We start from the raw sequence: 22,670 nt of genomic DNA, 5'->3' as shown, positions 1-22,670 counted from the left end.
CCATGCACGAGCCGCTCCGGTTCGAGGTGGTCGGTTCCGCGGGTCCGCCGAAGAGTCAAGGGCTCCAGGCGGTCGCGGACGGGACGCTGCTCATCACCATCGGAAGCTTGGTGGCCGGCGGATTCCTGAACGAGCTGATCAAGTCTCTCGCCACCCGAGATTCCAAGGGTTGGTGGGGCTTCCTGCTGGCGTTGCTCGTCGGTCTTCTCCTCGTCGGCATCGGACTCATGCAGCGGCACCACACACGCCGACGAACCCAGGTAGGTGTCGTCCCCACCATCGTCGACAAGAGCCGCAATCGTGTCCGAGCTGAGGTAAGGCAAGAGCCGGAACTCCACTCGAGCAACAACTTCGCGCTGACCCTGCGCGTCAGCGCTGAGCTCACAGGGGATAACGAACGCGACTACCAGATACTCCAGGAGGTCGTGGCGGAAACCCGGCGAGCTGCCTCACTGGCCACCGAACTCAACTCGGACACATCGAAGATCCACCTGATCCCCACGATGCCACTTCCCTTGGGGTTCTTCTTCGGTGCGCACATGAACCACTCGGACCCACGCGAGTTCACCGTTCACTCGATACGCCGGTCGGATGGTTCCCCGACCTACTTCCCCGCGACAACGCTCCGCGAACGGCGAAGTCGCCGCGACACCCTCATCGTTGAAGACCTGCAGTCATTTGACGAAGGCGACCCTGCCATCGCCGCACTCGCCGTGGACCTCCAAGCGCAAGGCGACCAATTCACCCATCCCGTTCGGCAAACCTGTCACGATCTCGGCGTCGGACATCTCCTTCACCTCAAGCGGACGGAATCAACCCTGCCCGAGAACATGGACACCTTCAGCGACACGGTGGAGCAGATCGTCAAAACCTGGAAACAGACACAACTACCGTCCGAGGCGCGGAGGGGCCGGCACGTCATCTTCATCAACGGGCCGGTCTCGATCAGCATCGCACTCGGCGCCCGCCTCGCCGCCACCGACCACGGCCGCTGGACCGCCTTCGGCTACGACCGAGACTCGGCCACCTACCGACCATTCCCCCACTGGCCTCCAACGCACCGGAGAAGCGGGATTCAGTAACCCGGGGCGTCCGAAGTGGCGTAGAGTGCAGCTTCGATCATCGTCCCCGGGACGGGACGAAGCCGAACTCAGTGCTGCCGCAGACACCCGCTGGCACCGGCTCTTCATCAACCGCCTCGTCGCGATCCCCATCGCACTCGGCGCCCGCCTCGCCAACCAACCAAGGCCGCTGGACCGCCCTCGGCTACGACCCGCTCTCAGCCGGTTACCAAGCCCGGGCCCCAGGTATGAGCCCTCGCAGTCGCATCACCAACCACGCAGGGCACCATCCACCCCACGATGCGAGCGGCGCAGCGACGACCCCGCCAGGCAGGACCGCTCGCACGCCGTTTCCGCAGGTCACCACCCTGATCACAGTAAGGTAAGATCAGCAACGCCTTCAGCAGCGATCTCCAAGAGGGGTAATTTCGACAGCTGTCGTCACCGGCCCCAGGGTCGGTCCTCATTGCCACTTCGACCTCGGTGTTCTCGGTTTCGGTGTCCATCCCCAGGTCGTCACCGGCCCCAGGGTCGGTCCTCATTGCCACTGCTGCCACCGCTACGATCGCGACACTGTTTCACGGTCGTCACCGGCCCCAGGGTCGGTCCTCATTGCCACGCTTCGTCACCCTCTTGTTGATCTGACCCTCGTGGGTCTGGTCGTCACCGGCCCCAGGGTCGGTCCTCATTGCCACCGCTCGTCCAGGACTCCGGGGGTGGTGAAGTCGAACTGGTCGTCACCGGCCCCAGGGTCGGTCCTCATTGCCACAGCTGATCGCCGGGATCAGCTGGGTGTCATGCATGTCGTCACCGGCCCCAGGGCCGGTCCTCATTGCCACGCCAAGCCCTGGTCGTCGTACGGAGCCGCGCCCGAGTAGGTCGTCACCGGCCCCAGGGCCGGTCCTCATTGCCACCTGGTGGAGCGTGCGTCGGGGCTGGAGCCCATGAATCCGGGTCGTCACCGGCCCCAGGGCCGGTCCTCATTGCCACTTGTTGATGCGGATGCTGGCTCCGCCTCGTCCGAACTGTCGTCACCGGCCCCAGGGCCGGTCCTCATTGCCACATGACGGGTTCCGTGCCGTGCAGGAGCGCCATCGCCAGTCGTCACCGGTCCCGCGGGCCGGTCCTCATTGCCACGCCTTCAGCTGGACGTAGGACTGTCCGTTCCGATCCCGTCACCGGCCTCCACCGCCGGTCCTTATTCTCTGCTGGCCCGCGAGTGCGGGGGCCTGAAACCGGGGCTCGTCAGTGTGCGGGAGTCTCCGGTGGTGCCGGTTCTAGGGTTGTGGTGGTAGCCGCGCGAGTGCGCGGTCTACCTGGTCGTGCCGACGTCGGCTGGACGCTCAGACTTCGGTTCGAACGAGCGGACGACTCAGGAGAACCGCCAATCGTCCTCCGCCACACCGTGATTCATTCACCGATCTGTCGTCCTAAAAGGGAACCGAATCGGGTGACGCGCGGTTCAGGCGGATTGGGTGCATCCTCCGGGCGTCAGAACTTTCCTCTCCCGAGGAGCGTCCGAGATGGATATCGACTTACCGCTCGGTGCCCGTGCCGTAGGTGATTTCTTCTTCTGCGAACGCCTGTTCCACCTGGAGCACGTGGATGGCTATTGGCAGGACACGGAGGAGACACGGCTAGGACGTCTTGTTCACGCGCGAGTTGACGTTCCGAAAGGTCCGGACGCTGGTCAGCGTGTTGCGTCCGGCAACTGGAGAGCGACTTCGACGAAGGTGTTCTCCGATGAGCTCGGTGTTGTTGCCGTGTGCGATGTGGTTGTGGCACAGCAGGGGAAAGTTCGTCCTGTCGAGTTCCGCCGTGGCTCGCCGCGGAATGACGGCGAACCGTGGCACAGCGACCGGATGCAGCTGCTCTGTCAGATCGTCGTGCTCCGGCACAGCGGTTACCCCTGCGATCACGGGTTTCTCTGGTACGCGGAGACGCGCTCCCGCGTGAGAGTGGACTGGTCGGCCGAGGCCGAAACCGAGCTCCGGCGATCTCTGCACAAGGCCCGCGAAGTCGCCACCAGCTCGGTCCTCCCGCCACCTCTCCAGCACAACAAGAAGTGCGAGCGGTGCGCCTTGCTCCCGGTGTGCCTCCCGGATGAGATCAACCTGCTGTCAGGGCGAGACGAGGCTCCGCCCCGACGGTTGCTGGCAGCGGCGCCCGAGAGTCAGCCGCTCTACATCGTCGAACCGGGTTCCCGCCTCGGAGTGCGCGGCGGACGACTGCACGTCACGCGTGCCCGGGACGAACTCGCCTCCCTCCAGCTGCGCGACGTCCTCCACGTGGTGGTAGCCGGCCCTTCGCAGGTCACGACGCAGGCCATCCACGCGCTGGCCGAGCAAGACGCCCCTGTGGTGTGGACGACCACCGGGGGCTGGATGAAGGCCGTCACGATTCCGTCCCTCGGCAGCAACGTCGAGCTGCGGCGTCGTCAGCACACCATCAGCCCCCAGCGGGCCGTCGACTTCTCCCGCCGACTCGTGGGTGGGAAGATCCGCAACTGCCGGACTCTTCTCCGCCGCAACAGCCACCACACCGATACCGAAGCACTCAAGCGACTCGACACCGCCATCCGCGGTGCCGACCGAGCCCAGACCGTGACCATGCTCCGCGGCATCGAGGGGGCGGCCGCGCGCACCTACTTCGATGGTCTTCCTCACCTTTTCCGCCCTGATCACCGGCTTCCGGGACCAGGTTTCGCCGACTCCGGTCGCACTCGGCGTCCGCCTCGTGACGCCGTGAGTTGCCTCCTGTCGTTCCTCTACGCGTTGCTGGTCAAAGACGTCACCGTCGCCTGCTACGGCCTGGGGCTCGATCCCTACGCCGGCGTCTATCACCAGGACCGGTTCGGACGTCCGGCGCTCGCGCTCGACCTCATGGAGGAGTTCCGCCCGCAGATCGCGGACTCCACGGCGTTGACGCTCATCAACACACGACAAGCCGACTCCGAGCTGTTCCACGTGCGCCCGGACCAGGTGACTTTGACCCAGTCCGGCAAGCGGCGCGTCATCGACGCCTACGAGCACCGCATGACCACCGAAATCCGCCATCCCCTCTTCAAGTACACCGTCACCTACCGGCGCGCTCTGGAACTGCAGGCGCGGCTGTTCGCCGCCTACCTGCTCGAAGAGTTCGCCAGGTACAGGCCCTTCACCAGCAGGTGACCTCATGGCTCGGCACCGCTACCTCGTCGCCTACGACATCAGCGATCCGGTCCGGCTTCGCCGGGTCGCCAAGACCGTCGAGGACTACGGCGAGCGCATCCAGTACTCGGTGTTCCTCTGCGATCTTTCGCGCGCGGATCTCGCCGAGCTGCAGTGGCGGTTGAACCGGGTCATCAAAACCTCAGCGGATCACGTTCTGTTCGTCGACCTGGGCATCCCGTCACAGGTCACCTTCGAATTCCTCGGGCACCGCAGGCCGCTGCCTCCGACCGGGGCCCGTGTCGTGTGATGACAAGGAGAAGATCATGGCTCAGAACAAGGAAACAACCTTCACACCACCGTACGCCACCTTCCGGAATTTCCTGAACAGCCTGGACAAGATGGCGCAGCAGCCCACGCTCCCGGCGGCGATCGATCGCAGCTATCTGCGCTGGATGCCCGGCTCCACCCAGACCGGGTATCTCGGGATGTGCCGCCAGTTCGGGCTCATCGACGAAGACGGCGCGCCCACCGACCTGCTCCGCGAGTTGGTCTACGACCCGGATTCACGGCCGAAGAAGGTCAAGGAACTGATCCTGCGGCACTACGCGCCGATTGTGGAGTTCGGTAGTCAGCACACCACCTCGCAGCAGCTCCTCGACAAGTGGACGGAGACCTTCGGACAGCACGGCGACACGCGGCGCAAGGCCAGCACGTTCTTCCTCCACGCCGCTGAATACGCGGGAATCCCGGTGAGTCCCGAGTGGAAGCACATCGCGACGACCTCCCGCAAGCGGAGTCCGGGAACCCGGCGCGCTCGCCGCACGACGAAGGCCGAGGAACCGACCGCGCCGACGGGAAGTTCCGGAGCGACGCGGATCCGGCTCAAGTCCGGAGGGAGCATCACGCTCAGCGTCGACGTCAACCTCCTGGAGCTCTCCGTCGAGGACCGCGAATTCGTCATCAAGCTCATCGACGCCGTCCACGACTACCAGTCCCGCACTGGGCAGGACGACCTCGCTGACGACATCCCCTCGCAAAACTCGATGGAGGAGTAGTGGGTCATGGAACCGATCGGACGTGATCGACGGAGAGGCGCGACACGTCAACAGCGCGCATTGCTTTACCAGGCCGCGCGCGGGAGGTGCCAACGCTGCGGGGTCGAGCTCGACGCGGATTACCAGTGCGCACACCTCGCCGCCCACCGCAACGGCGGAGGCACGACGTTCGCGAACATGGAGGCTTGGTGTTCTCGATGCAACCTCGCGCTCGGTGGCAAGGACGCGCACCCGCTGCCCGGAGTGTCGTTGCGCGACTGGCAGGCCGAGGCACTGCCCGTCATCGGCGACCGGCTCTTCCAGGAGGGCATGGCGACACTTCATGGGGCACCGGGTGCGGGCAAAACGACCTTCGCCGCGTTGATGTTCCGGAAGTTGCGAGACGCGGGATACGTGGGACGCATGACCGTCGTCGTGCCGAACCGAGCGTTGGTCGGACAGTGGCAATCACAGCTGGCCGAGCACGGGATTCACTTGGACCCGAGCCCGGTCGTGGGAGCCGTCGAGGGCACCGGCCAAGCCGGGTTAATCACCACGTATCACTCCCTGCCCAACTCGGCCGGAACGCATCTCATCCGGCAGCAGCAGCAAGCTACGTTCGTGGTGTTCGACGAGGTGCATCACCTCGCGAGCTACGCGGCGTGGGGTTTGGCCGCGCAGCGGATGATCGGTGGTCCCGATCAGCTCCGGGCTCGGGCTGTTCTGAACATGACCGGAACCCTGTTCCGGTCCGATCCTCGGCATCGGATTCCGACCGTTCCGTACCGGCGGGTCTTCGTCGATCGCGTGCCGAAACTGCAGGCCGTGGCGGACTTCTCCGTGTCGACACAGCAGCTCATCAAGACGGTGCTTCGGGCACCCGATCTGTACCGCTACGCCGCGCGGGCGGAATGCGTGGACCTGACCGGTGACGCTGTTCCGCAGCACCGGCTGATCGCGGACCTCGATGATCAGGAGCGGTCTGGGGTCATGCTCAAGATCCTGTCCTCCCCGGAGTGGATCGAGAACTTCGCTCGCGAAGCACTCGCGCTGCACGACCAACAGCTCGACGCCCTCGGTCACGCCGAGCCGCTGAAGCTGCTGTACGTGGCTCCCTCAATCCCGGCTGCACGTCTGGCGCAGGACAAGCTCAACAGGCTCACCGGAACCGACTTCGCGCGGCTGGTCGTCTCGGACGAGACCGGGGCGATCTCGACGTTGCGGCTTGCCGCTGCAGAGCCCCGGCCGTGCGCCATCGTGACCGTACGGATGGTCACCGAGGGCTTTGACTGCCCGCAGGTCGCGACGATCGCCTACGGGACGAACATCGTCGCTCCGCTGTTCATCGCGCAGATGATGGCGCGGGCCATGCGCCGGACCGAGACCGAGCACTCTGCTGGGACGCCGCTGCCTGCGAAGATCCTCATCCCGGATCATCCGCAGATCGAGGCGTCGTTCGTCGCGGCTGTGCGGGACGCCGCTCCCCTGGCCGAGGAGACCGACGACGATGAGCGCGTCGGCGGGCTCGTCGGTGACCGCGTCGAGCGGTTCGAGCTGCTCGGCGTTGAAGCGCCCGAGTTGAGCGGGGTGAACGTGCTCGACCAGGAGGACGGCGAAGTCGGGGCTGAGGACGTTCGGGAGGGGGTTCGGTTCTGCGAGTCCGTGGACGTGCCGGTGACGTACGCGCCCCGGGTCGCCGTCGGGCTCCGGCGGCGGGAGTAGGGCGCTCCTGTCGCTGGAGTGCGCAGGAGGCGACAGGGGTAACGCGATGCGAGCGGTCCAGCGGTGATAGTGCCAGGCAGAGCCGCTCGCATGGCGTTTCCGCAGGTCATCTCGTTTTGCTTGGTGCGCTAAGATCGAATCTGGCTCTGGTGGCGATCTCCACGAGGGGCCGCTCGCCTTGATCTTTGAAAACCCAGCTCAGACCCACCGCATTCGGACAGCCCCGTCACCGGCCGTTCCGGCCGGTCCTCATTGCCACGTGGCCCATCCGGCGACGTAGGGCACGGAGTAGGCCAGGGCCGTCACCGGCCGTTCCGGCCGGTCCTCATTGCCACACCTGTTCAGCAAGTCGTTTCGCGTCATCGATCTTCCCGTCACCGGCCGTTCTGGCCGGTCCTCATTGCCACATCTCACGCACGACGACGTCCCGAACGTCCTGCTCCGTCACCGGCCGTTCCGGCCGGTCCTCATTGCCACCACGACTTCCGCTCGACCAGCGCGCAGCTTGTGCTGGCCGCACCCGTTACCGGCCGTCCCGGCCGGTCCTCATTGCCACGAGTACAGCGCTTCCTCATTGAGATCGACGTCGTCACCGTCACCGGCCGCTCCGGCCGGTCCTTATTGCCACAAGACTGACAGCACGTAGACCCCATAGAACGCGCGGATCCGTCACCGGCCGTTCCGGCCGGTCCTCATTGCCACTGAGCGATCAGCCGGTCGGCAGGGATGCCGGTTCCGGCAGCCATCACCGGCCGTTCCGGCCGACCCCCATTGCGTCTGGGCTTACACGGTCGTCGCAGCAGGTCGGAACAGACCCATGCCCAAATAGCGTTGAGAGCCGAGGACGACCGGGCCTGGGATCGCGTCTGGGAATGTGATGTGGGCGTGGGTGTACGGAAGCCGGGTTTTTCGGGGTAGGTCTGCGGGGGCGAGGTCTGTTGCTGCGGTGGTGAAGGGACCTCGGGCCGTGCGGATCTCCGTGGGTTCGGGCAGGCCTGCTGTGCGGCAGGCTCGGGCGAGTTCTGCGGATTCGTTGCCCTTGCCCGGGAAGCGGTCGAGGACGACGGGGGTGACCGTGGTCCACGTGCGCGACGGGGCGGTCCACTCGGTGGCCGTTGTGGACGGTTGCGGTTTCAACCGGAGGGTGGCGCCTGGGATTTCGAGTCGAAACGCTGTGGTGTGCAGCGATTTCTTGAGCAGTTCCACCAGGCCGGGATTGCCCGGCGGGCAGAGGATCGCCACGCCGCGGATGTGCCCCGGGGTTGTCGAGTGCTCGGGTTCGATCACCGGGAGGTAGGCGGTGTGGGTGCGGTCTTCGGCTTCGTGACCGGAGATCTCGGGTGGGAGCGGGTTGGGGGTCCGGCTCATGACCGCTTTGCGGAGGCTCGTGGTGACCGTGCCCGCTAGTTTTCCGTCGATGCGGACTCCGTTCGGGAAGCTGAACATCAGCATCCGGTCGGCGGCGTTCTGTGCGATGCCGGCCCCTGCGCTCACCGTGTATCTCATCCTGTCGTCGCGTCTGTCCTCAGAAGTCGTGGGAGAGCCTAACTTTTCGGGACTCGACGGCGGGTCGATCTCGACAATTTCGTGAAAGTCGCTTGGTTTCTGCTGTTTTTGCCGTGGTGTTCACCCGGTTTAGCGATGCCATGAGCCTCGCTTTCGAGCACCCCACCCGGCACAATGGGGAACATGAGTTCGATGACGTCGTTTTCCGGTGCCGTGGCCGCGGCTCGGGCCGCTCTTGCGGGTGCCGTGGCGTCACCGAGGCGTGCCGGTGAGTTGGCCGGTGCGATTCGGGAGTTGGAATCGCTTGCGCGGTACGTGCATTCCGTGCAGGCCGAGTTGATTCAGGAGGCGGAACAGCACCAGATCGCGCGCTCCGCGGGGGCGCGGAACACCGGTGTGTGGTTGCAGGACGTGCTCAAGGCCGATCCCGGGCAGGCTCGCGGCCGGGTCCAGGTCGCCACGAGCACTGCCGTCCCGGTGGCGCGGAAGGCGTTGGCCGACGGGGCGATCAGCGTGGAGCACGCGCAGGTCATCGCCTCGTGCGTCGACAAGCTCCCCGATGCCGCCGAGACTTCTCGGGTGGAAGCCGTGCTGGTCGAGCAGGCGCGAACGTGCCGACCTCGCGACCTCCGGCAGCTGGCCGAGGGGATCAACGCCGCGCACGACCGCTCCCTCGCCGTGCGGGACGAGCAGGCCCAGCACGAGTCGCGGGAGCTGCACTACGTCACCTCCGGCGACGGGATGGTCGTGATCAAGGCGCGCCTCGACAAGGAGACCGGCCAGAAGTTCCTCGCCGCGATCCGCCCGCTGTCGAAACCGCTTCCGTCCCACGACGGGACACCTGATCCGCGCACGCCCGCGCAGCGTCACGCCGACGGCCTGGCGACCTTGGTCGACCTCGCGCTCGGTTCCGAGAACATGCCGCGTGTCGGGGGCCAGCGGGTGCAGGTCCAGGTCACCGTCGGCTACGACGACCTGGTGCGCAGCCTCGACCCCCACGCCGAAGGCGTCGCGCCCGGTTCGTTCGCCGACGGGACTCCGATCACGGCCGACGCCGTGCGGCGGATGGCCTGCGATGCCGGAATCCTGCCCGTCGTCCTCGGCGGTGACGGTGTCGCGCTGGACTACGGGCGCGAGGAGCGCACCGCTCCCCCGCAGCTGCGGGCCGCCTTGTTCCGGCGCGACGGGATCTGCGCGTTCCCGGGCTGCGAACACCCGCCCGGAACATCGCAGGCGCACCACATCGTGGAGTGGTTCCACGGCGGCGAGACGACGCTGTCGAACATGGTCATGCTCTGCGCCTTCCACCACCGGGTCGTCCACAACGACCGCTGGACGATCACCGTCGACGAAGGGAGAACCGCGTTCACACCACCGCACCGCGTCGACCCGCACCGCGAGCCCCGGCCCGGCTCGACCTCACGCCCGGGAACGCACCGACAACTGATCCGGGAACTCGTCCCCACACCACGAACGACCGCACCACGAGAACCCGCCGCCTGAACCGACCTGCACCAGGCCGGACACCTCGGCACGCCCGTGAGCGGCATTGCTGTTTGACAACTGCAGAGTGGGAAAACAACGCGGCCGGAGCCCCCGGCCTCGGGGTCACGCGCGGAACCGGTCTCGGGCCACCGTCCAGGCGCGGGCCTGATCGCTGATCGTGACACCGAGGCCGGGGCGACTCGAGATGTGCATGCGCCCGTCGGCGATCTCGAGGTGCTCGTTGAACAGCGGGTCGAGCCACTCGAAGTGCTCGACCCACGGTTCCCGGGCGTAGGCGGCGGCCAGGTGGACGTGGATCTCCATCGCGAAGTGCGGGGCGAGCTGCAGGCTCCGGCTGTCGGCCAGGGACATCACCTTGAGGAACTGGGTGATGCCGCCGACCCGCGGGGCATCGGGCTGGACGATGTCGGCGCCGCCGGCGCGGATCAGCTCGCTGTGCTCGGCGACGCTGGTGAGCATCTCACCGGTGGCGATCGAGGTGTCGAACGTCGACGTCAGGACCGCGTGGCCCTCGAAGTCGTAGGCGTCGAGGGGTTCTTCGATCCAGACCAGGTTCATCGGTTCCAGGGCGCGGCACATGCGCCGGGCCGTGGGGCGGTCCCACTGCTGGTTGGCGTCGACCATCAGTGCCACGTCGTCGCCGATCTTCTCGCGGACCGCGGAAACCCGGGAGAGGTCCGTGGCGTTGTCCGGGTGACCGACCTTGATCTTGATGCCGCCGATGCCTCCGGCCACCGACTCCGCGGCACGGTCCACGACCTCCTCGATCGGGGCGTGCAGGAACCCACCTGAGGTGTTGTAGCAGCGGACCGAATCCCGGTGCGAACCGAGGAGTTTCGCCAGCGGCAGGCCCGCGCGCTTGGACTTCAGGTCCCAGAGCGCGACGTCGAACGCGGCGATGGCCTGCACCGACAGGCCGCTGCGGCCGACCGAGGCGCCCGCCCAGACCAGCTTGTCCCAGATCTTGGCGATGTCGCTGGGGTCCTCGCCCAGCAGCACCGGGGCGATCTCGCGGGCGTGGGCGTACTGGCCGGGACCGCCGGCGCGTTTCGAGTAGCTGAAACCGACTCCCTCGAAACCGCTCTCGGTGGTGATCTCCGCGAACAGCATCGCGACCTCGGTCATCGGCTTCTGCCGCCCGGTGAGGACCTTCGCGTCGCTGATGGCGGTCGGCAGCGGCAGGATCACCGACGAGATCGTGACTCCGGTGATGCGGTCCAGCGTGGCCGAATCGGTCGCGGTCATGGGATTCGTCTCCGTTCAGGCGTCATCGGCTGGCTCCGCCGGTCGCAGCTCCCGGGGAACCGGGACTGGCGACGGGTCGGGACGGTGATCAGGACACTAGAGCCCCCGACGATGCCGGTCCAAGACCGATAGGACATCGATCAATACCGTCGTCGCATCGATCTTCGGGCGAAAACGTACCGGATTTCCGGAGTCGATTCCTCCAAGGTATTGACCGATGCCAAATCAGGCTTGGACACGCATGGAATGGCGACCATAGGCTTCCCCGAGCATTCGTCACCGTGACCGCACTCACATCGATGCGGTCGCTGCCCTGCGAATCGAAGGAGAAGGCGTTGACAAAGAGGTCAGTACGCCGAGCGGTGGTGCCCGTGGTCGCGGCAGCGCTCTCGCTGTCGCTCGCCGCCTGCGGCGGGAACCTGTCCAGCGGCAAGCAAGGATCGTTCCCGAGCGGCCCGGTCACCATGGCGGTCGGCCAGGACCCGGGCGGCAGCACGGACCTCATCGGACGTGCCCTCGCCGACGAGGCCGCCAAGGACCTCGGCGTCGCGATCCCCGTGGTCAACACGCCCGGGGCCAACGGGGCGCTGGCCGCCAAGGAGTTAGCGGGCAAGCAACCCGACGGCCAGAACATCATGGTCCTCAACGCGTCGCTGACCTCCATCACGCCGCTGGCCGTCAGCGAGGAAGAAGCGGTCGACGTCAACGACTTCGAGGTCATCACCGGCATCTCCCGCGACGACTACGTGCTCGTCGCCAACGCCGATTCCGGGCTCAACTCCGTGCAGAGCCTCGTCGACGCCCACCGCGACCTCAAGTTCGGCACCACCGGCGTCGGCACCGGCAGCCAGCTGTCGCAGGAACTGCTGTTCAAGCACGCCGGGATCGCCGGCACCGCCGTGCCCTTCGACGGCGGATCGCCCGCGATGACCGCGGTGCTGGGCAAGCAGGTCGACGTGGCGTCGGTCCAGCTCGGCGAGGCGATCAGCCAGATCAAGTCCGGCGAGCTCGTCCCGCTGGTCACCTTCTCCGAGCAGCGCAACCAGTACCTCCCGGACACCCCGACCGCCGTGGAGCTGGGCTTCGACGTCAAGGTGTCGCAGTACCGGGCGATCGTCGCGCCGAAGGAAACCCCGCCGGAGGCCGTGGACAGGTTGCGCGCCGCGTTCCGCAGCGCCTTCGCCACCGAGTCCTACAAGTCGTTCAACCAGGAGAACCTGCTCACGCCGCACGAGATCGACGGGCCGCAGGTCGCCAAGGAGTGGACCGACTCCCTCGAGAACTACCGGGCGATGGTGCAGAAGTACGGGATCGATCTCGGCGGGGAGAAATGAGCAACCCGCCCGACACCCGAACCGAGCCCGGGAACGTGCAGGAGAGCGCCGTGCCGGAAGCCAGGGCCGCCGAGCACCCGGCTCCGGCCGGGGCGGTGTCGAACCTCGTGGTGGCACTGGTCGTGGTGGCCGTCGGCGTCAGCGGGCTGGTCGGTTCGCTGGCGCTGGGGCTCGGCACGGCCGCCGCGCCCGCCGCGGGAACCTGGCCGTTCCTGATCAGCGTCGCGATCACCGCGCTCGGCGTCGCGCTCGCCGTCCTGTCCCGCCGCACCACCGATGCCGAGCTGTTCAGCTCCGCGGCCTGGCGGGTCGCCGCCGCGATCGCCACCATGATCGGGTTCGTCGCCGTGATCAGCGTGATCGGGTTCGAGATCCCGTCCGCGCTGCTGGCGTTCGTGTGGCTGCGGTTCCTCGGCGGCGAGTCGTGGCGGGTCTCGGCGCTGGGCAGCGTCGGCATCGTCGTCGCCTTCTACGCGATCTTCGTCGGGGCGCTGAACGTGCCCGTGCCCCACATGTTCTAGAGCTCCCCACCACCAGCATCCCTTGGAGCGGCGATGGACTTCCTGACCCCTGCCATCGAGGGGTTCGGCGTCGTTCTCGAACCCACGAACCTGCTGTACTGCTTCCTCGGCGTCGTCATCGGCATGCTCGTCGGCGTGCTGCCCGGGCTCGGACCGGCGGCGACGATAGCGATCCTGCTGCCGCTGACGTTCAACGTCGAGCCGGTCACCGCGATCATCATGCTCGCCGGCATCTTCTACGGCGCGCAGTACGGCGGCACCATCACCTCGGTGCTGCTTCGGCTGCCCGGCGAGGCCTCCTCGGTGGTGACCGTCTTCGACGGGCACGCCCTCGCACGCCAGGGCAAAGCCGGTACCGCGCTGGGCATCGCCGCCATCGGGTCGTTCGCCGGCGGCACCCTGTCGATCGTGGCGCTGTCGTTCCTGGCACCGCTGATCGCCGGGTTCGCGCTGGACTTCGGCCCGCCCGAGTACACCGCGCTGGCGCTGCTGGGCATCCTGCTGGTCGCCACCGTCAGCAACGGCGGCAAGGTGAAGGCCCTCATCGCCGCGTGCCTCGGGCTGCTGCTCGCCACCGTCGGCCGCGACGCGTTCACCGGCTCCGAGCGGTTCACCTTCGACGTGCTGTCGCTGTCCGACGGGTTGGACTTCGTCCCCATCGCGATGGGACTGTTCGGGCTCGGCGAGATCCTGCACAACCTCGAACAGCGCCACAAGGCCGCGACCGCGCCCGGCCGGGTCGCCAACGTGTGGCCCTCGCGAGCGGATCTGCGGCAGTCCTCCGGGGCGATCGGGCGGGGCTCGGTGCTCGGGTTCGTGCTGGGCGTGCTGCCCGGCGGCGGCGCGACGCTGTCGTCCCTGGCCGCCTACGCGGTGGAGAAGCGCCGGTCGAAGACGCCGGAGCGCTTCGGCAACGGGGCCGTCGAAGGCGTCGCCGCGCCCGAGACGGCCAACAACGCGGCCGCGACCTCGTCGTTCATCCCGCTGCTGACGCTGGGCATCCCGGCCAACGCGACGATGGCGATGATCTTCGGCGCCCTGCTGATCCAAGGCGTCACACCGGGACCTCAGCTCGTGGACGAGGAACCCGAGCTGTTCTGGGGCGTGGTGAACTCGATGTACATCGGGAACATCCTGCTGCTGATCATGAGCATCCCGCTGGTCGGGCTGTTCGTGAAGATCCTGCGGGTGCGCGAGTCGATCCTGGCACCGATCACCGTGCTGATCACGCTCATCGGCGTCTACACCGTCCGCAACAGCGTCTTCGACATCGCCCTGGTCATCGCCTTCGGCCTGCTGGGCTACCTGATGAAGAAGTTCGCGTTCGAACCCGGACCGCTGGTGCTGGCCTTCGTCCTGGGCTCGCTGCTGGAGACCTCGCTGCGCCGGTCGCTGCTGCTGTTCGAAGGAGACCCGACCGGCTTCCTCACCAGGCCCATCTCGGGCACGCTGCTCGCTCTGCTGGCCGTGGTCGTGCTCCTGCCGCTGGTGCGCAATCTCCTGCGAGCGCGCCGCACCGCGTCCGAGGACACCCGCGAGAACGCCGAGCTGTAGCGCTCGACCGCCTCACCTCCAGGGACCGGGCCGCCCTGGGGGCTGGGGCGGCTGCGGGGGCTGGGGCGGCTGGGGCGGGATGCGCAGCTTGTGCGTCGGCATGTCGTTGAGCTGCTGCGGCACGGTGAAGAAGCCCGACTGCTGGTTGCGCGCCCACGGCGCGGGTTTCGGCTGCGGCATGCGGCGGAAGAACGCCTCGCGCGCCATGCCCATCAGGGTCACGATCTGCCCGCGGCGGGCGAAGAACCTCTCCGGGTCGATCGTGCGGCGCTCGGCCTGGGCGTGCAGCAGCGCCAGTTCCGTGGCCGCCAGCTGGTAGTCCCCCATCGCCTGCGCCCCCACGGCACCGGCCTGGTGCCGGGCCCAGTTCCGGGCCTGCCTGCGACCCCGCATCGTGCCGAGCATCTGGATGTCGTTGGGCGCCACCAGCCCGCTGGGGATGTAGGAGGGCAGGTATCGGCCGATGAGGTGCACCAGGCGCCTGCGGTCCCGGACCAGCACGATCACCAGTGCTACCAGCACCGCGGCCTCGATCAGGTAGGCCAGCACCAGGCCCCCGAAGCCGAACAGCACCGAGCCGCCGTTCCACAGCGCGTGCAGGAACACCGCCGCGCACCAGCCCAGGATCGGCGCGAACACCCGGCCGACGCCGCGGTGGGTGGCGGCGTAGGCGATGCCCAGACCGGTCATCGCCGTGTACATCGGGTGTCCCAGCGGAGCCACCACGCCGCGGATCAGGACGGTGCCCCAGATCTCGCCGGGCACCGATGCCAGGCCCTGCATGTAGTAGAGGACGTTCTCGACGAGCGCGAAGCCCAGCCCGCACAGCCCCGCGTAGACGATCCCGTCGGTCGGCCCGTCGATCTCGTTGCGCCGCACCAGCAGCAGGAACAGCAGCAGAGCACCCTTGAAGCTCTCCTCGACGACCGGCGCGATCACCGACACCGTCAGCACCGTCGCGGGCTCCGGCCCCAGAACGACTGCCAGCACCGACTCGCCGAACGTGTTGACGATCAACGCCCCCAGCAGCGCCACCCCGGCTCCCCAGCCGAAGGCCACCAGGAGGTTCAGCCGCGGTTCCGGTTCCAGCCGGTCGACCAGCAGGATCAGCGCCACCAGCACGATCGCGGTCGGCAGCGCCAGCAGCATGCCGATCACGACGTTGCCCGGCGCACCGGGGTCCATCGCGAAGTAGGACGCCAGCGCCAGCAGCAGGCAGACGCCGGAGACCACCAGTCCGATGATCAGCGACACCGGCGCGCGGTTGGTGCTGCGTCCTTCCAGAACCGATTTCGGGCTCAGTGCGGGCATGCCCGGCAGCGTAGGAGATCCGCCGGGGTCCCGTCCGGCCAGCCCCGGAATGTCCCCGGGGCCGACCGGCGGGCGGGTCAGCTGTTCTGCGGGAAGCCCAGGTTCACACCGCCGTGCGAGGGATCGGGCCAGCGCGTGGTGATCACCTTGGTGCGGGTGAAGAACCGGATGCCGTCCGGACCGTAGGCGTGGGAGTCGCCGAACAGCGAGTCCTTCCAGCCGCCGAAGGAGAACTGGGCGACCGGCACCGGGATCGGGACGTTGACGCCCACCATCCCGACCTCGACCTCTTCGCCGAACCTGCGGGCGGCGCCGCCGTTCTCGGTGAAGATCGCGGTCCCGTTGCCGTACGGGTTGGCGTTGACGAGCGTCAGAGCGTCGTCGTAGGTGGGCGCGCGCAGCACCGACAGCACCGGCCCGAAGATCTCGTCGGCGTAGATCGACATCTCGGGTTGCACGTGGTCGAACAGCGTGGGCCCGAGCCAGAATCCGCCCTCGGCGCCGTCGACATCGACGCCCCGGCCGTCGACCACCAGCTCCGCGCCGGCGGACAGCCCGGCGTCCACGTAGGACGCGACGCGGTCCCGGTGCGCGGCGGTCACCAGCGGGCCCATGTCGCAGGAGCGGTGGCCGTCGCCGACCTGGAGCTTGCCCATGCGCTCGGCGATCTTGGCGACCAGCTCGTCGCCCACCGGGTCGACCGCCACCACCGCCGAGACCGCCATGCAGCGCTCCCCCGCCGAACCGAAGCCGGCCGAGACCGCGGCGTCGGCGGCCAGGTCCAGGTCGGCGTCGGGCAGCACCACCATGTGGTTCTTCGCCCCGCCCAGCGCCTGCACGCGCTTGCCGTGCACGGTGCCGGTCTCGTAGACGTAGCGGGCGATCGGGGTGGAACCGACGAACGAGATCGCCTTGACGTCGCGGTGCTCCAGCAGCGCGTCGACCGCGACCTTGTCGCCCTGGACCACGTTGAACACCCCGTCGGGCAGCCCGGCCCGCTGCCACAGGCGGGCCAGGAACAGCGCCGCCGACGGGTCCTTCTCGCTGGGCTTGAGCACCACCGAGTTGCCGCAGGCGATCGCGTTGGGCGCGAACCACAGCGGCACCATGGCCGGGAAGTTGAACGGCGAGATCACCCCGACCACGCCCACCGGCTGCCGGGTGGAGTGCACGTCGACGCTGGTCGAGGCGTTCTCCGAGAACCCGCCCTGCAGCAGGTTCGGGATGCCGCAGGCGTACTCGACGTTCTCCAGCCCGCGCTGCACCTCCCCGGCCGCGTCGGAGAGCACCTTGCCGTGCTCGGCGGTGACGATCGCGGCGAGCTCGTCGGCGTGGGCGTTGAGCAGTTCCCGGAACGCGAACAGCACCGAGGACCGCTTGGCCAGCGACGCCCGCTTCCACTCGCGCTGCGCCGTGGCGGCCGCGGACACCGCGGCGTCCACATCGGACCCGTCGGCGTAGGCGACCGTGCCGGTCCGCTCCCCGGTCGCCGGGTTGAACACCGCCCCGGTGCGTTCCGGGGTGGCGCCCGCCGGGGCGCCCGCGATCCAGTGATCGATCAGCTCGGTCATGATGAGAACAGCTCCTGCTCGGCCAGCGAGACGGTTTCGGTGAGCACCTGCAGCGCGTGCGCCGCTTCGGACTCGGTGAGCGTCATCGGCGGCGCCAGGCGCAGGACGTTGCCGTGCAACCCGCCCTTCCCTATCAACAGGCCCCGCTGCTTGGCCAGTTCCATCACCCGCGCGGCGGCCTCGGGCGCCGGGGTCTTGCCGCCGGGCACGACGAGTTCGACGCCGATCATGAGGCCCTTGCCGCGCACGTCGCCGATCAGCGCGCTGTCGTGGGTTCGCAACCCCTGCAGCAGCTGGGAACCGAGCTTGGCGGCGTTGCCCTGCAGGTCGTGGGCCAGCAGGTACTCCAGCGCGGCGTGCGCACCGCCGGTGGAGACCGGGTTGCCGCCGAAGGTGGAGATGGAGTTCGCGCCGATGTCGTCCATCAGCGCGGATTCGGCGACGACACCGCCGATCGCCAGGCCGTTGCCCAGCCCCTTGGCGAAGGTCATGGCGTCCGGGGTGACGCCGTGGGCCTGGATGCCCCAGAAGTGCTCGCCGGTGCGGCCCCAGCCGGTCTGCACCTCGTCGGAGATGAGCAGGATGCCGTACTCGTCGAGCACCTCGGCGAACGCGCCCAGCAGTCCGTCGGGCGGGGTGGCGAACCCGCCGACGCCCTGGATGGGTTCGGCGATCATGCAGGCCACGTCCCCGGCGGTGGTGGTCTCGATGACCTCGCGCAGGTCGTCGACGCAGGCCGCGATGTAGTCGGCGTCGGACAGCGCGGAGAACGGGCTGCGGTAGCGGTAACCGCCGTGGACGTAGCTGACCTTCACCGGCGACAGCGACGTCGCCGACCAGCTCCGGTTGCCGGTCACGGCCAGCGTCGCGAACGCGCGCCCGTGGTAGGAGTTGCGCAGCGCCAGCACCTGGTTGCTGCGGCGCTTCTGGGTGGCCAGCATCAGCGCGGTCTCGTTGGCCTCGGTGCCGGAGTTGGTGAAGAACACCTTCGGGTCGCGCAGCCCGGACAGCTCGGCGATGCGCTCGGCCAGCTCGACCTGCCGGCGGATCAGGTACAGCGTCGAGGTGTGCAGCACACCGGTGTCGACCTGGCGGCGGATCGCGTCGCTGATCTCGTCGATGTCGTAGCCGATGGCGTTGGTGAGGATGCCGGCGAAGAAGTCCAGGTAGGTGTTGCCGTCCGCGTCGGTGACGTGACGGCCCGAGCCGCTGACGATCTCGATCGGCTCCTGGTAGTACAGCGACAGCCAGTCCGGCATCACGGCCTTGTGCCGCGCCAACAGCGAATCCGACATTCTTCCTCCTGCTCAGGCGACCTCGTGGCGGTCCGACCAGTCTGTCGCGTCGGGCGCCGCGCGGCCACGGTCCGGACCACGTGATCAACACGATGGGGTGCGATCAGCCCGCCGCAGGAGGCGCGCACCGCTACCCCCGATGACCGCTCGGGCACCGGGTGTAACCTGTGCCCCGCCGGTCACGCGGCACCAGCACCTCCCCCCAGTAGCTGGCGCTCGCGTGGCCGGCCCTGCTTCAGCCCCGTTCTCCGGGCCCGGCTCCCCCGAATGCCGATCACCACGCGTGCTCACCAGCGCTCCGGCAACCCCTTCGGGTGATCAATTGGTCGTTTTCGCGCATGGCCGTTGGGCCGAACGGGTCAACCCGCCTAGCCTCGCGTCACGACCGCCTCGTGGACGAGTCCCGTCCGCGGAGGTGGGGAAAATGATCAACCGGAACCACGACGCCCCGTCCGCCCACGGCCTGCCGGGAGACCCGGTGGACACGAGCCTGCGGCCGGGCGCAGCACAACCACCGGGGGCGACACGATGAGCACAGTGGTCGCGGTGCGGTTCTCCGCAGGAGTGGTCGCGGAGTCCCGCCGTCAGACGCACCTGGCGGCCCGGCCGGAGGGGCCGTTCCCGGCCGCGTGGCGGACCTTGTGCGGCCTGCAGATCCCCTCGTACGTGGCCGAGGTGTCCGAGCAGCCGGCCGGGATGCCGTGCGTGCGGTGCATGTCGCGACTCCCCGGCCCCTCGGACCCCGAGCTGGAGCGGTGACCCGGGTGCTGCGCCGCGCCGGGGCGGCGGGCTACCGCGCGACCGACAGCGACAGCGCGAACTCGGCCGCGTCGTCGAGCCACCAGCTGCCCAGGTCGAACCCGGCCACGGCCAGCTCGTCGGCGATGCGATTACGCCGGAACTTCGCCGAGATCTCGGTGCGGATCTCCTCGCCCTCGGCGAACTCCACGTCCAGCGCCAGCTCGCGCACCCGCACCCGCATCGGGCGCACCGCGCGCAGCCGCATCTCGATCCACTCCTGATCGGTGTTCCAGCGCGCCACGTGCTCGAACGAGTCCGCGTCGAAGTCGGCGCCGAGCCGCCGGTTGAGCACCCGCAGCACGTTGCGGTTGAACTCGGCGGTCACGCCCTCGGCGTCGTCGTAGGCGCGGATCAACCGCGAAGGCTCCTTGACCAGGTCGGTGCCCAGCAGCAGCCACTCCCCCGGCCGCATCGCCGCGTGCAGAGCTCCGAAGAACCCGGCGCGCTCCTCCGGGAGCAGGTTGCCGATGGTGCCGCCCAGGAACGCCACCAGACGCCCGTCGCCCCCGTCGAGGCGCCCGGTGGTGAAGTCGTCGACGACCCCGGAGACCTCCAGCTCCGGGTAATCCGCCTCGATCGCGGCGACCGCGCCGCGCAGCGCCGACTCGGACACGTCCAGCGGCACGAACCGCCGCAGCGTGCCGTGCTTGCCGAGTGCGTCGAGCAGCAGCCGGGTCTTCTCCGACGAACCGGAACCGAGCTCCACCAGGGTCGCGGCGTTGGTGAGCTCGGCGATGGTCAGCGCCGTGCGCCGCAGGATCTGGTGCTCGGCGCGGGTCTGGTAGTACTCGTCGAGCTCGGTGATGCGCTCGAACAGCTCGCTGCCCTCGGCGTCGTAGAACCACTTGGGGGACAGCCACTTCGGGTGATCGGTGAGCCCTTCGCGCACGTCGGCCCGCAGTTCGCGGTCGGCGTCGGCTTCGGTGAAGCGCACGGTCAGTTCGGGATGTCGCACGAATCCTCCCCCAGGGAGACGACTTCGGTGTGCTCGGCGTCGGCGACCACCAGGCAGCGGTCGGGGATCTCGACCCACGGGTCCGCGGGGCCGAAGGGTTCGGACGTGACGGTCACCGCGCCCGGTTCCCGGCGCACCCACAGCGAGTGCGTCCAGGTGGTGGCCACGATCCGGGTGCCGTCGGACAGCAGCAGGTTCAGCCGCGACTCGGGCGCGGCGGCGTGCACCTCCCGCACCAGCCGGGGCACGGCGTCTTCGGGCGCGGCGCCGTCGTCGAGGAGCTGCCGCAGCAGCGCCCACAGCACGGCGGAATCGGTGGGCTGGGCGGTGAGCAGGTCCGCGGGGTCCAGCCGGGACGCGAGCTTGGCCAGCGTATCCGGCCAACCGCCGACCTTCCCGTTGTGGCTGAACAGCCACCGCCCGTCGGTCAGCGGCGCGCACAGCTCGGGCCCGACCGGCATGCCGACGGTCGCCGAGCGCACCGCCGCCACCACCGCCGGGACCCGCAGTTCGCGGGCCAGGGCCGGGAACGACGTATCGGTCCACATCGCCGCTCCGTTGCGGTAGGTCCCGGTGGTGCCGTCGTGGCGGAACCAGCCCGCGCCGAAGCCGTCGGCGTTGACGGTCCCGCCGCCGCGCATGTCGTTCGGCGCCCACGACTGCTCCAGCAGCGAGTGCGCCGGGGCGAGCAGCAGCTCGGCCAGCGACACCGGTGTCCCGAGGTAACCCAGGTGCCTGCACATGCTCAGCGCTCGTCCGGGAGCGGGGTGCGGGCGCAGCGGAAGCCCGCGAAGATCTGCCGCCGGATCGGGAAGTCCCAGTTGCGGAACGTGCCCCGGCACGCGGCGCGGTCGGTGCCGAACGAGCCGCCGCGCAGCACCTTGTGATCGGAGCCGAAGAACACCTCCGAGTACTCGCGGTACGGGAACGCGACGAAGCCCGGGTACGGCAGGAAGTCGCTGGAGGTCCACTCCCACACGTCGCCGATGAGCTGCCGCGCCCCGCACGGAGCCTCGCCCAGCGGGTAGGCCCCGGCCGGTGCCGGCCGCAGGTGCCGCTGCCCGAGGTTCGCCCGGGTCTCGTCGGGTTCGTCGTCGCCCCAGGGGTAGCGGCGTGATCGGCCGGTGGCGGGGTCGTAGCGGGCGGCCTTCTCCCACTCGGCCTCGGTGGGCAGGCGCTTGCCCGCCCAGGCCGCGTAGGCCTCGGCCTCGTGGAAGCTGACGTGCACCACGGGTTCGTCGCCGGGCACCTCCTCGACGTGGCCGAAGCGGCGGCGCCACCACCGGTCGCCGTCGCGGAACCAGAACCTCGGTGCCTCCAGCGAGGCCTTGGCGCGGTAGCGCGACCCGGTTTCGCTCCACCACTGCGGATCCCGGTAGCCGCCCGCGTCGATGAACCGCGCGAACTCGGCGTTGGTGACCGGCGTGGTGTCCAGGTAGAACGCGTCGACGTGCACCTCGTGCGCCGGGCGCTCGTTGTCCAGCGCCCACGCCTCGGTGGAGGTTCCCATCGTGAACGGTCCGCCGGGCACGAACACCTCGCCGGGCAGCGCTTCGGCAGGTGCGGCGGTCGGCGGTTCGGCGTGCAGCGCGGGCGGGCCGTCGCGGAGCTGGTGGGTGGCCAGCATGGTCTCGTCGTGCTGCTGCTCGTGCTGCACGATCATGCCGAACGCGAACGCCTGCTCGACGAGCCTGCGCCCCTCCAGCGGGGCGTCGTCGAGGAGGTCGAAGACCTTCTCGCGCACGGTGCCGATGTAGTCCCGCGCTTCGCGAGGGCCGAGCAGCGGCAGCTCGGGGCGGTCGGCGCGGCGGTGCTGGAAGGCGTCGTAGAGGTCGTCGATGTCGGGCCGGATCGGTTCGCGCCCTCCCACGTCGCGCACCAGCCACAGCTCCTCCTGGCTGCCGACGTGCGCGAGGTCCCACACCAGCGGCGACATCAGCGGCGAGTGCTGCTTGACGAGGTCTTCGTCGTCGACGGCGTCGGTGAGCCGAGCGCTGCGCCGGCGGGTGCGGGCGAGCTCGGTGGCGACGTGCTCGCGCAGGTCTTCGGTTCCCAGTTCCTGCAGTTCTTTCACCGCGCACTCCTCCAGGTCGTGACGGGAT

General features: G+C 68.7%; 18 protein-coding genes and 1 CRISPR repeat array. Of the genes, 10 read left to right on the top strand and 8 right to left on the bottom strand.

Annotation, left to right across the window (positions count from 1 at the left end; all coding sequences use genetic code 11):
* Nucleotides 1–2 precede the first annotated feature (2 nt).
* The 5 genes from QFW96_RS12845 (at nucleotide 3) to QFW96_RS12825 (ending at nucleotide 6,969) form a co-directional block, all read left to right on the top strand.
* Complete coding sequence (locus tag QFW96_RS12845; protein ID WP_281455833.1) at nucleotides 3–1,082, top strand: SAVED domain-containing protein; 1,080 nt, start codon at nucleotides 3–5, stop codon at nucleotides 1,080–1,082.
* A 416-nt stretch (nucleotides 1,083–1,498) separates the two neighbouring features.
* A CRISPR array of direct repeats spans nucleotides 1,499–2,124; the repeat unit is 36 nt; unit sequence GTCGTCACCGGCCCCAGGGCCGGTCCTCATTGCCAC.
* A 460-nt stretch (nucleotides 2,125–2,584) separates the two neighbouring features.
* Nucleotides 2,585–4,231, top strand: a complete 1,647-nt coding sequence (gene cas4g/cas1g / locus QFW96_RS12840) for a CRISPR-associated endonuclease Cas4g/Cas1g (RefSeq protein ID WP_281455832.1) — start codon at nucleotides 2,585–2,587, stop codon at nucleotides 4,229–4,231.
* A gap of 4 nt (nucleotides 4,232–4,235) precedes the next feature.
* Nucleotides 4,236–4,520, top strand: a complete 285-nt coding sequence (gene cas2 / locus QFW96_RS12835) for a CRISPR-associated endonuclease Cas2 (RefSeq protein ID WP_281455831.1) — start codon at nucleotides 4,236–4,238, stop codon at nucleotides 4,518–4,520.
* Between the two features lie 16 nt (nucleotides 4,521–4,536).
* Entirely contained in the window at nucleotides 4,537–5,268 is a 732-nt protein-coding gene (locus QFW96_RS12830) for a DUF5343 domain-containing protein (protein ID WP_093422635.1), read from the top strand.
* A 6-nt stretch (nucleotides 5,269–5,274) separates the two neighbouring features.
* Nucleotides 5,275–6,969, top strand: coding sequence for a DEAD/DEAH box helicase family protein (locus QFW96_RS12825; RefSeq protein WP_281455830.1), 1,695 nt, complete (start codon nucleotides 5,275–5,277; stop codon nucleotides 6,967–6,969).
* A gap of 783 nt (nucleotides 6,970–7,752) precedes the next feature.
* Here QFW96_RS12825 and csb2 read toward each other — a convergent pair.
* On the bottom strand, nucleotides 7,753–8,463 hold the full coding sequence (gene csb2, locus QFW96_RS12820; protein ID WP_281455829.1) for a type I-G CRISPR-associated protein Csb2: 711 nt from the start codon (nucleotides 8,461–8,463) through the stop codon (nucleotides 7,753–7,755).
* A gap of 186 nt (nucleotides 8,464–8,649) precedes the next feature.
* Here csb2 and QFW96_RS12815 point away from each other — a divergent pair, with 186 nt between their 5' ends.
* Nucleotides 8,650–9,978 (top strand): HNH endonuclease signature motif containing protein, encoded by a 1,329-nt coding sequence (locus QFW96_RS12815; protein WP_343231375.1) that lies wholly within the window; start codon nucleotides 8,650–8,652, stop codon nucleotides 9,976–9,978.
* 105 nt (nucleotides 9,979–10,083) lie between these two features.
* Here QFW96_RS12815 and QFW96_RS12810 read toward each other — a convergent pair whose 3' ends face one another.
* Nucleotides 10,084–11,226, bottom strand: a complete 1,143-nt coding sequence (locus tag QFW96_RS12810; RefSeq protein ID WP_281455828.1) for an L-talarate/galactarate dehydratase — start codon at nucleotides 11,224–11,226, stop codon at nucleotides 10,084–10,086.
* Nucleotides 11,227–11,597: 371 nt separating this feature from the next.
* Between QFW96_RS12810 and QFW96_RS12805 the strand changes: the two genes are divergently transcribed.
* The 3 genes from QFW96_RS12805 to QFW96_RS12795 are packed head-to-tail and all read left to right on the top strand — an operon-like array spanning nucleotide 11,598 to nucleotide 14,635.
* Nucleotides 11,598–12,560 carry a tripartite tricarboxylate transporter substrate binding protein gene (locus QFW96_RS12805; RefSeq protein WP_281455827.1) on the top strand — a complete coding sequence of 321 codons (963 nt, stop codon included), beginning with the start codon at nucleotides 11,598–11,600 and terminating at the stop codon, nucleotides 12,558–12,560.
* On the top strand, nucleotides 12,557–13,081 hold the full coding sequence (locus tag QFW96_RS12800) for a tripartite tricarboxylate transporter TctB family protein (RefSeq protein ID WP_281455826.1): 525 nt from the start codon (nucleotides 12,557–12,559) through the stop codon (nucleotides 13,079–13,081). Before QFW96_RS12805 ends, QFW96_RS12800 begins: the two co-directional genes overlap by 4 nt.
* A 33-nt stretch (nucleotides 13,082–13,114) precedes the next feature.
* Entirely contained in the window at nucleotides 13,115–14,635 is a 1,521-nt protein-coding gene (locus QFW96_RS12795) for a tripartite tricarboxylate transporter permease (RefSeq protein WP_281455825.1), read from the top strand.
* A 12-nt stretch (nucleotides 14,636–14,647) separates the two neighbouring features.
* Here QFW96_RS12795 and QFW96_RS12790 read toward each other — a convergent pair whose 3' ends face one another.
* From QFW96_RS12790 to QFW96_RS12780, 3 genes are all read right to left on the bottom strand, one after another.
* Nucleotides 14,648–15,946, bottom strand: a complete 1,299-nt coding sequence (locus QFW96_RS12790) for a PrsW family intramembrane metalloprotease (protein ID WP_281455824.1) — start codon at nucleotides 15,944–15,946, stop codon at nucleotides 14,648–14,650.
* Nucleotides 15,947–16,023: 77 nt separating this feature from the next.
* Complete coding sequence (locus QFW96_RS12785) at nucleotides 16,024–17,517, bottom strand: CoA-acylating methylmalonate-semialdehyde dehydrogenase (RefSeq protein ID WP_281455823.1); 1,494 nt, start codon at nucleotides 17,515–17,517, stop codon at nucleotides 16,024–16,026.
* On the bottom strand, nucleotides 17,514–18,812 hold the full coding sequence (locus QFW96_RS12780) for an aspartate aminotransferase family protein (protein ID WP_281455822.1): 1,299 nt from the start codon (nucleotides 18,810–18,812) through the stop codon (nucleotides 17,514–17,516). The genes QFW96_RS12785 and QFW96_RS12780 overlap by 4 nt, the downstream gene beginning before the upstream one ends.
* 528 nt (nucleotides 18,813–19,340) lie before the next feature.
* Here QFW96_RS12780 and QFW96_RS12775 point away from each other — a divergent pair.
* Nucleotides 19,341–19,571, top strand: a complete 231-nt coding sequence (locus QFW96_RS12775) for a hypothetical protein (RefSeq protein WP_281455821.1) — start codon at nucleotides 19,341–19,343, stop codon at nucleotides 19,569–19,571.
* A gap of 31 nt (nucleotides 19,572–19,602) precedes the next feature.
* Here QFW96_RS12775 and egtD read toward each other — a convergent pair whose 3' ends face one another.
* Genes egtD through egtB form a run of 3 tightly spaced genes read right to left on the bottom strand, consistent with a single transcriptional unit; the run spans nucleotide 19,603 to nucleotide 22,642 of the window.
* Complete coding sequence (gene egtD / locus QFW96_RS12770; protein ID WP_281455820.1) at nucleotides 19,603–20,568, bottom strand: L-histidine N(alpha)-methyltransferase; 966 nt, start codon at nucleotides 20,566–20,568, stop codon at nucleotides 19,603–19,605.
* Complete coding sequence (egtC, locus tag QFW96_RS12765; protein WP_281455819.1) at nucleotides 20,550–21,311, bottom strand: ergothioneine biosynthesis protein EgtC; 762 nt, start codon at nucleotides 21,309–21,311, stop codon at nucleotides 20,550–20,552. The genes egtD and egtC overlap by 19 nt, the downstream gene beginning before the upstream one ends.
* Before the next feature lie 2 nt (nucleotides 21,312–21,313).
* Nucleotides 21,314–22,642 (bottom strand): ergothioneine biosynthesis protein EgtB, encoded by a 1,329-nt coding sequence (gene egtB / locus QFW96_RS12760; protein WP_425524751.1) that lies wholly within the window; start codon nucleotides 22,640–22,642, stop codon nucleotides 21,314–21,316.
* Nucleotides 22,643–22,670 lie beyond the last annotated feature (28 nt).

This window comes from Saccharopolyspora ipomoeae (assembly GCF_029952525.1).
GTDB classification, from domain to species: domain Bacteria; phylum Actinomycetota; class Actinomycetes; order Mycobacteriales; family Pseudonocardiaceae; genus Saccharopolyspora; species Saccharopolyspora ipomoeae.
Note: the sequence above shows the minus strand (reverse complement) of the source record. Positions and strands in the feature narration are given on the sequence as shown.

Coding starts and splice junctions, on each gene's coding strand:
- cas4g/cas1g (WP_281455832.1), top strand. CDS start 2,585: ATGGATATCGACTTACCGCTCGGTGCCCGTGCCGTAGGTGATTTCTTC.
- QFW96_RS12845 (WP_281455833.1), top strand. CDS start 3: ATGCACGAGCCGCTCCGGTTCGAGGTGGTCGGTTCCGCGGGTCCGCCG.
- QFW96_RS12815 (WP_343231375.1), top strand. CDS start 8,650: ATGGGGAACATGAGTTCGATGACGTCGTTTTCCGGTGCCGTGGCCGCG.
- QFW96_RS12790 (WP_281455824.1), bottom strand. CDS start 15,946: ATGCCCGCACTGAGCCCGAAATCGGTTCTGGAAGGACGCAGCACCAAC.
- QFW96_RS12800 (WP_281455826.1), top strand. CDS start 12,557: ATGAGCAACCCGCCCGACACCCGAACCGAGCCCGGGAACGTGCAGGAG.
- QFW96_RS12830 (WP_093422635.1), top strand. CDS start 4,537: ATGGCTCAGAACAAGGAAACAACCTTCACACCACCGTACGCCACCTTC.
- egtC (WP_281455819.1), bottom strand. CDS start 21,311: ATGTGCAGGCACCTGGGTTACCTCGGGACACCGGTGTCGCTGGCCGAG.
- QFW96_RS12795 (WP_281455825.1), top strand. CDS start 13,115: ATGGACTTCCTGACCCCTGCCATCGAGGGGTTCGGCGTCGTTCTCGAA.
- QFW96_RS12825 (WP_281455830.1), top strand. CDS start 5,275: ATGGAACCGATCGGACGTGATCGACGGAGAGGCGCGACACGTCAACAG.
- QFW96_RS12810 (WP_281455828.1), bottom strand. CDS start 11,226: ATGACCGCGACCGATTCGGCCACGCTGGACCGCATCACCGGAGTCACG.
- cas2 (WP_281455831.1), top strand. CDS start 4,236: ATGGCTCGGCACCGCTACCTCGTCGCCTACGACATCAGCGATCCGGTC.
- QFW96_RS12775 (WP_281455821.1), top strand. CDS start 19,341: ATGAGCACAGTGGTCGCGGTGCGGTTCTCCGCAGGAGTGGTCGCGGAG.
- QFW96_RS12780 (WP_281455822.1), bottom strand. CDS start 18,812: ATGTCGGATTCGCTGTTGGCGCGGCACAAGGCCGTGATGCCGGACTGG.
- QFW96_RS12785 (WP_281455823.1), bottom strand. CDS start 17,517: ATGACCGAGCTGATCGATCACTGGATCGCGGGCGCCCCGGCGGGCGCC.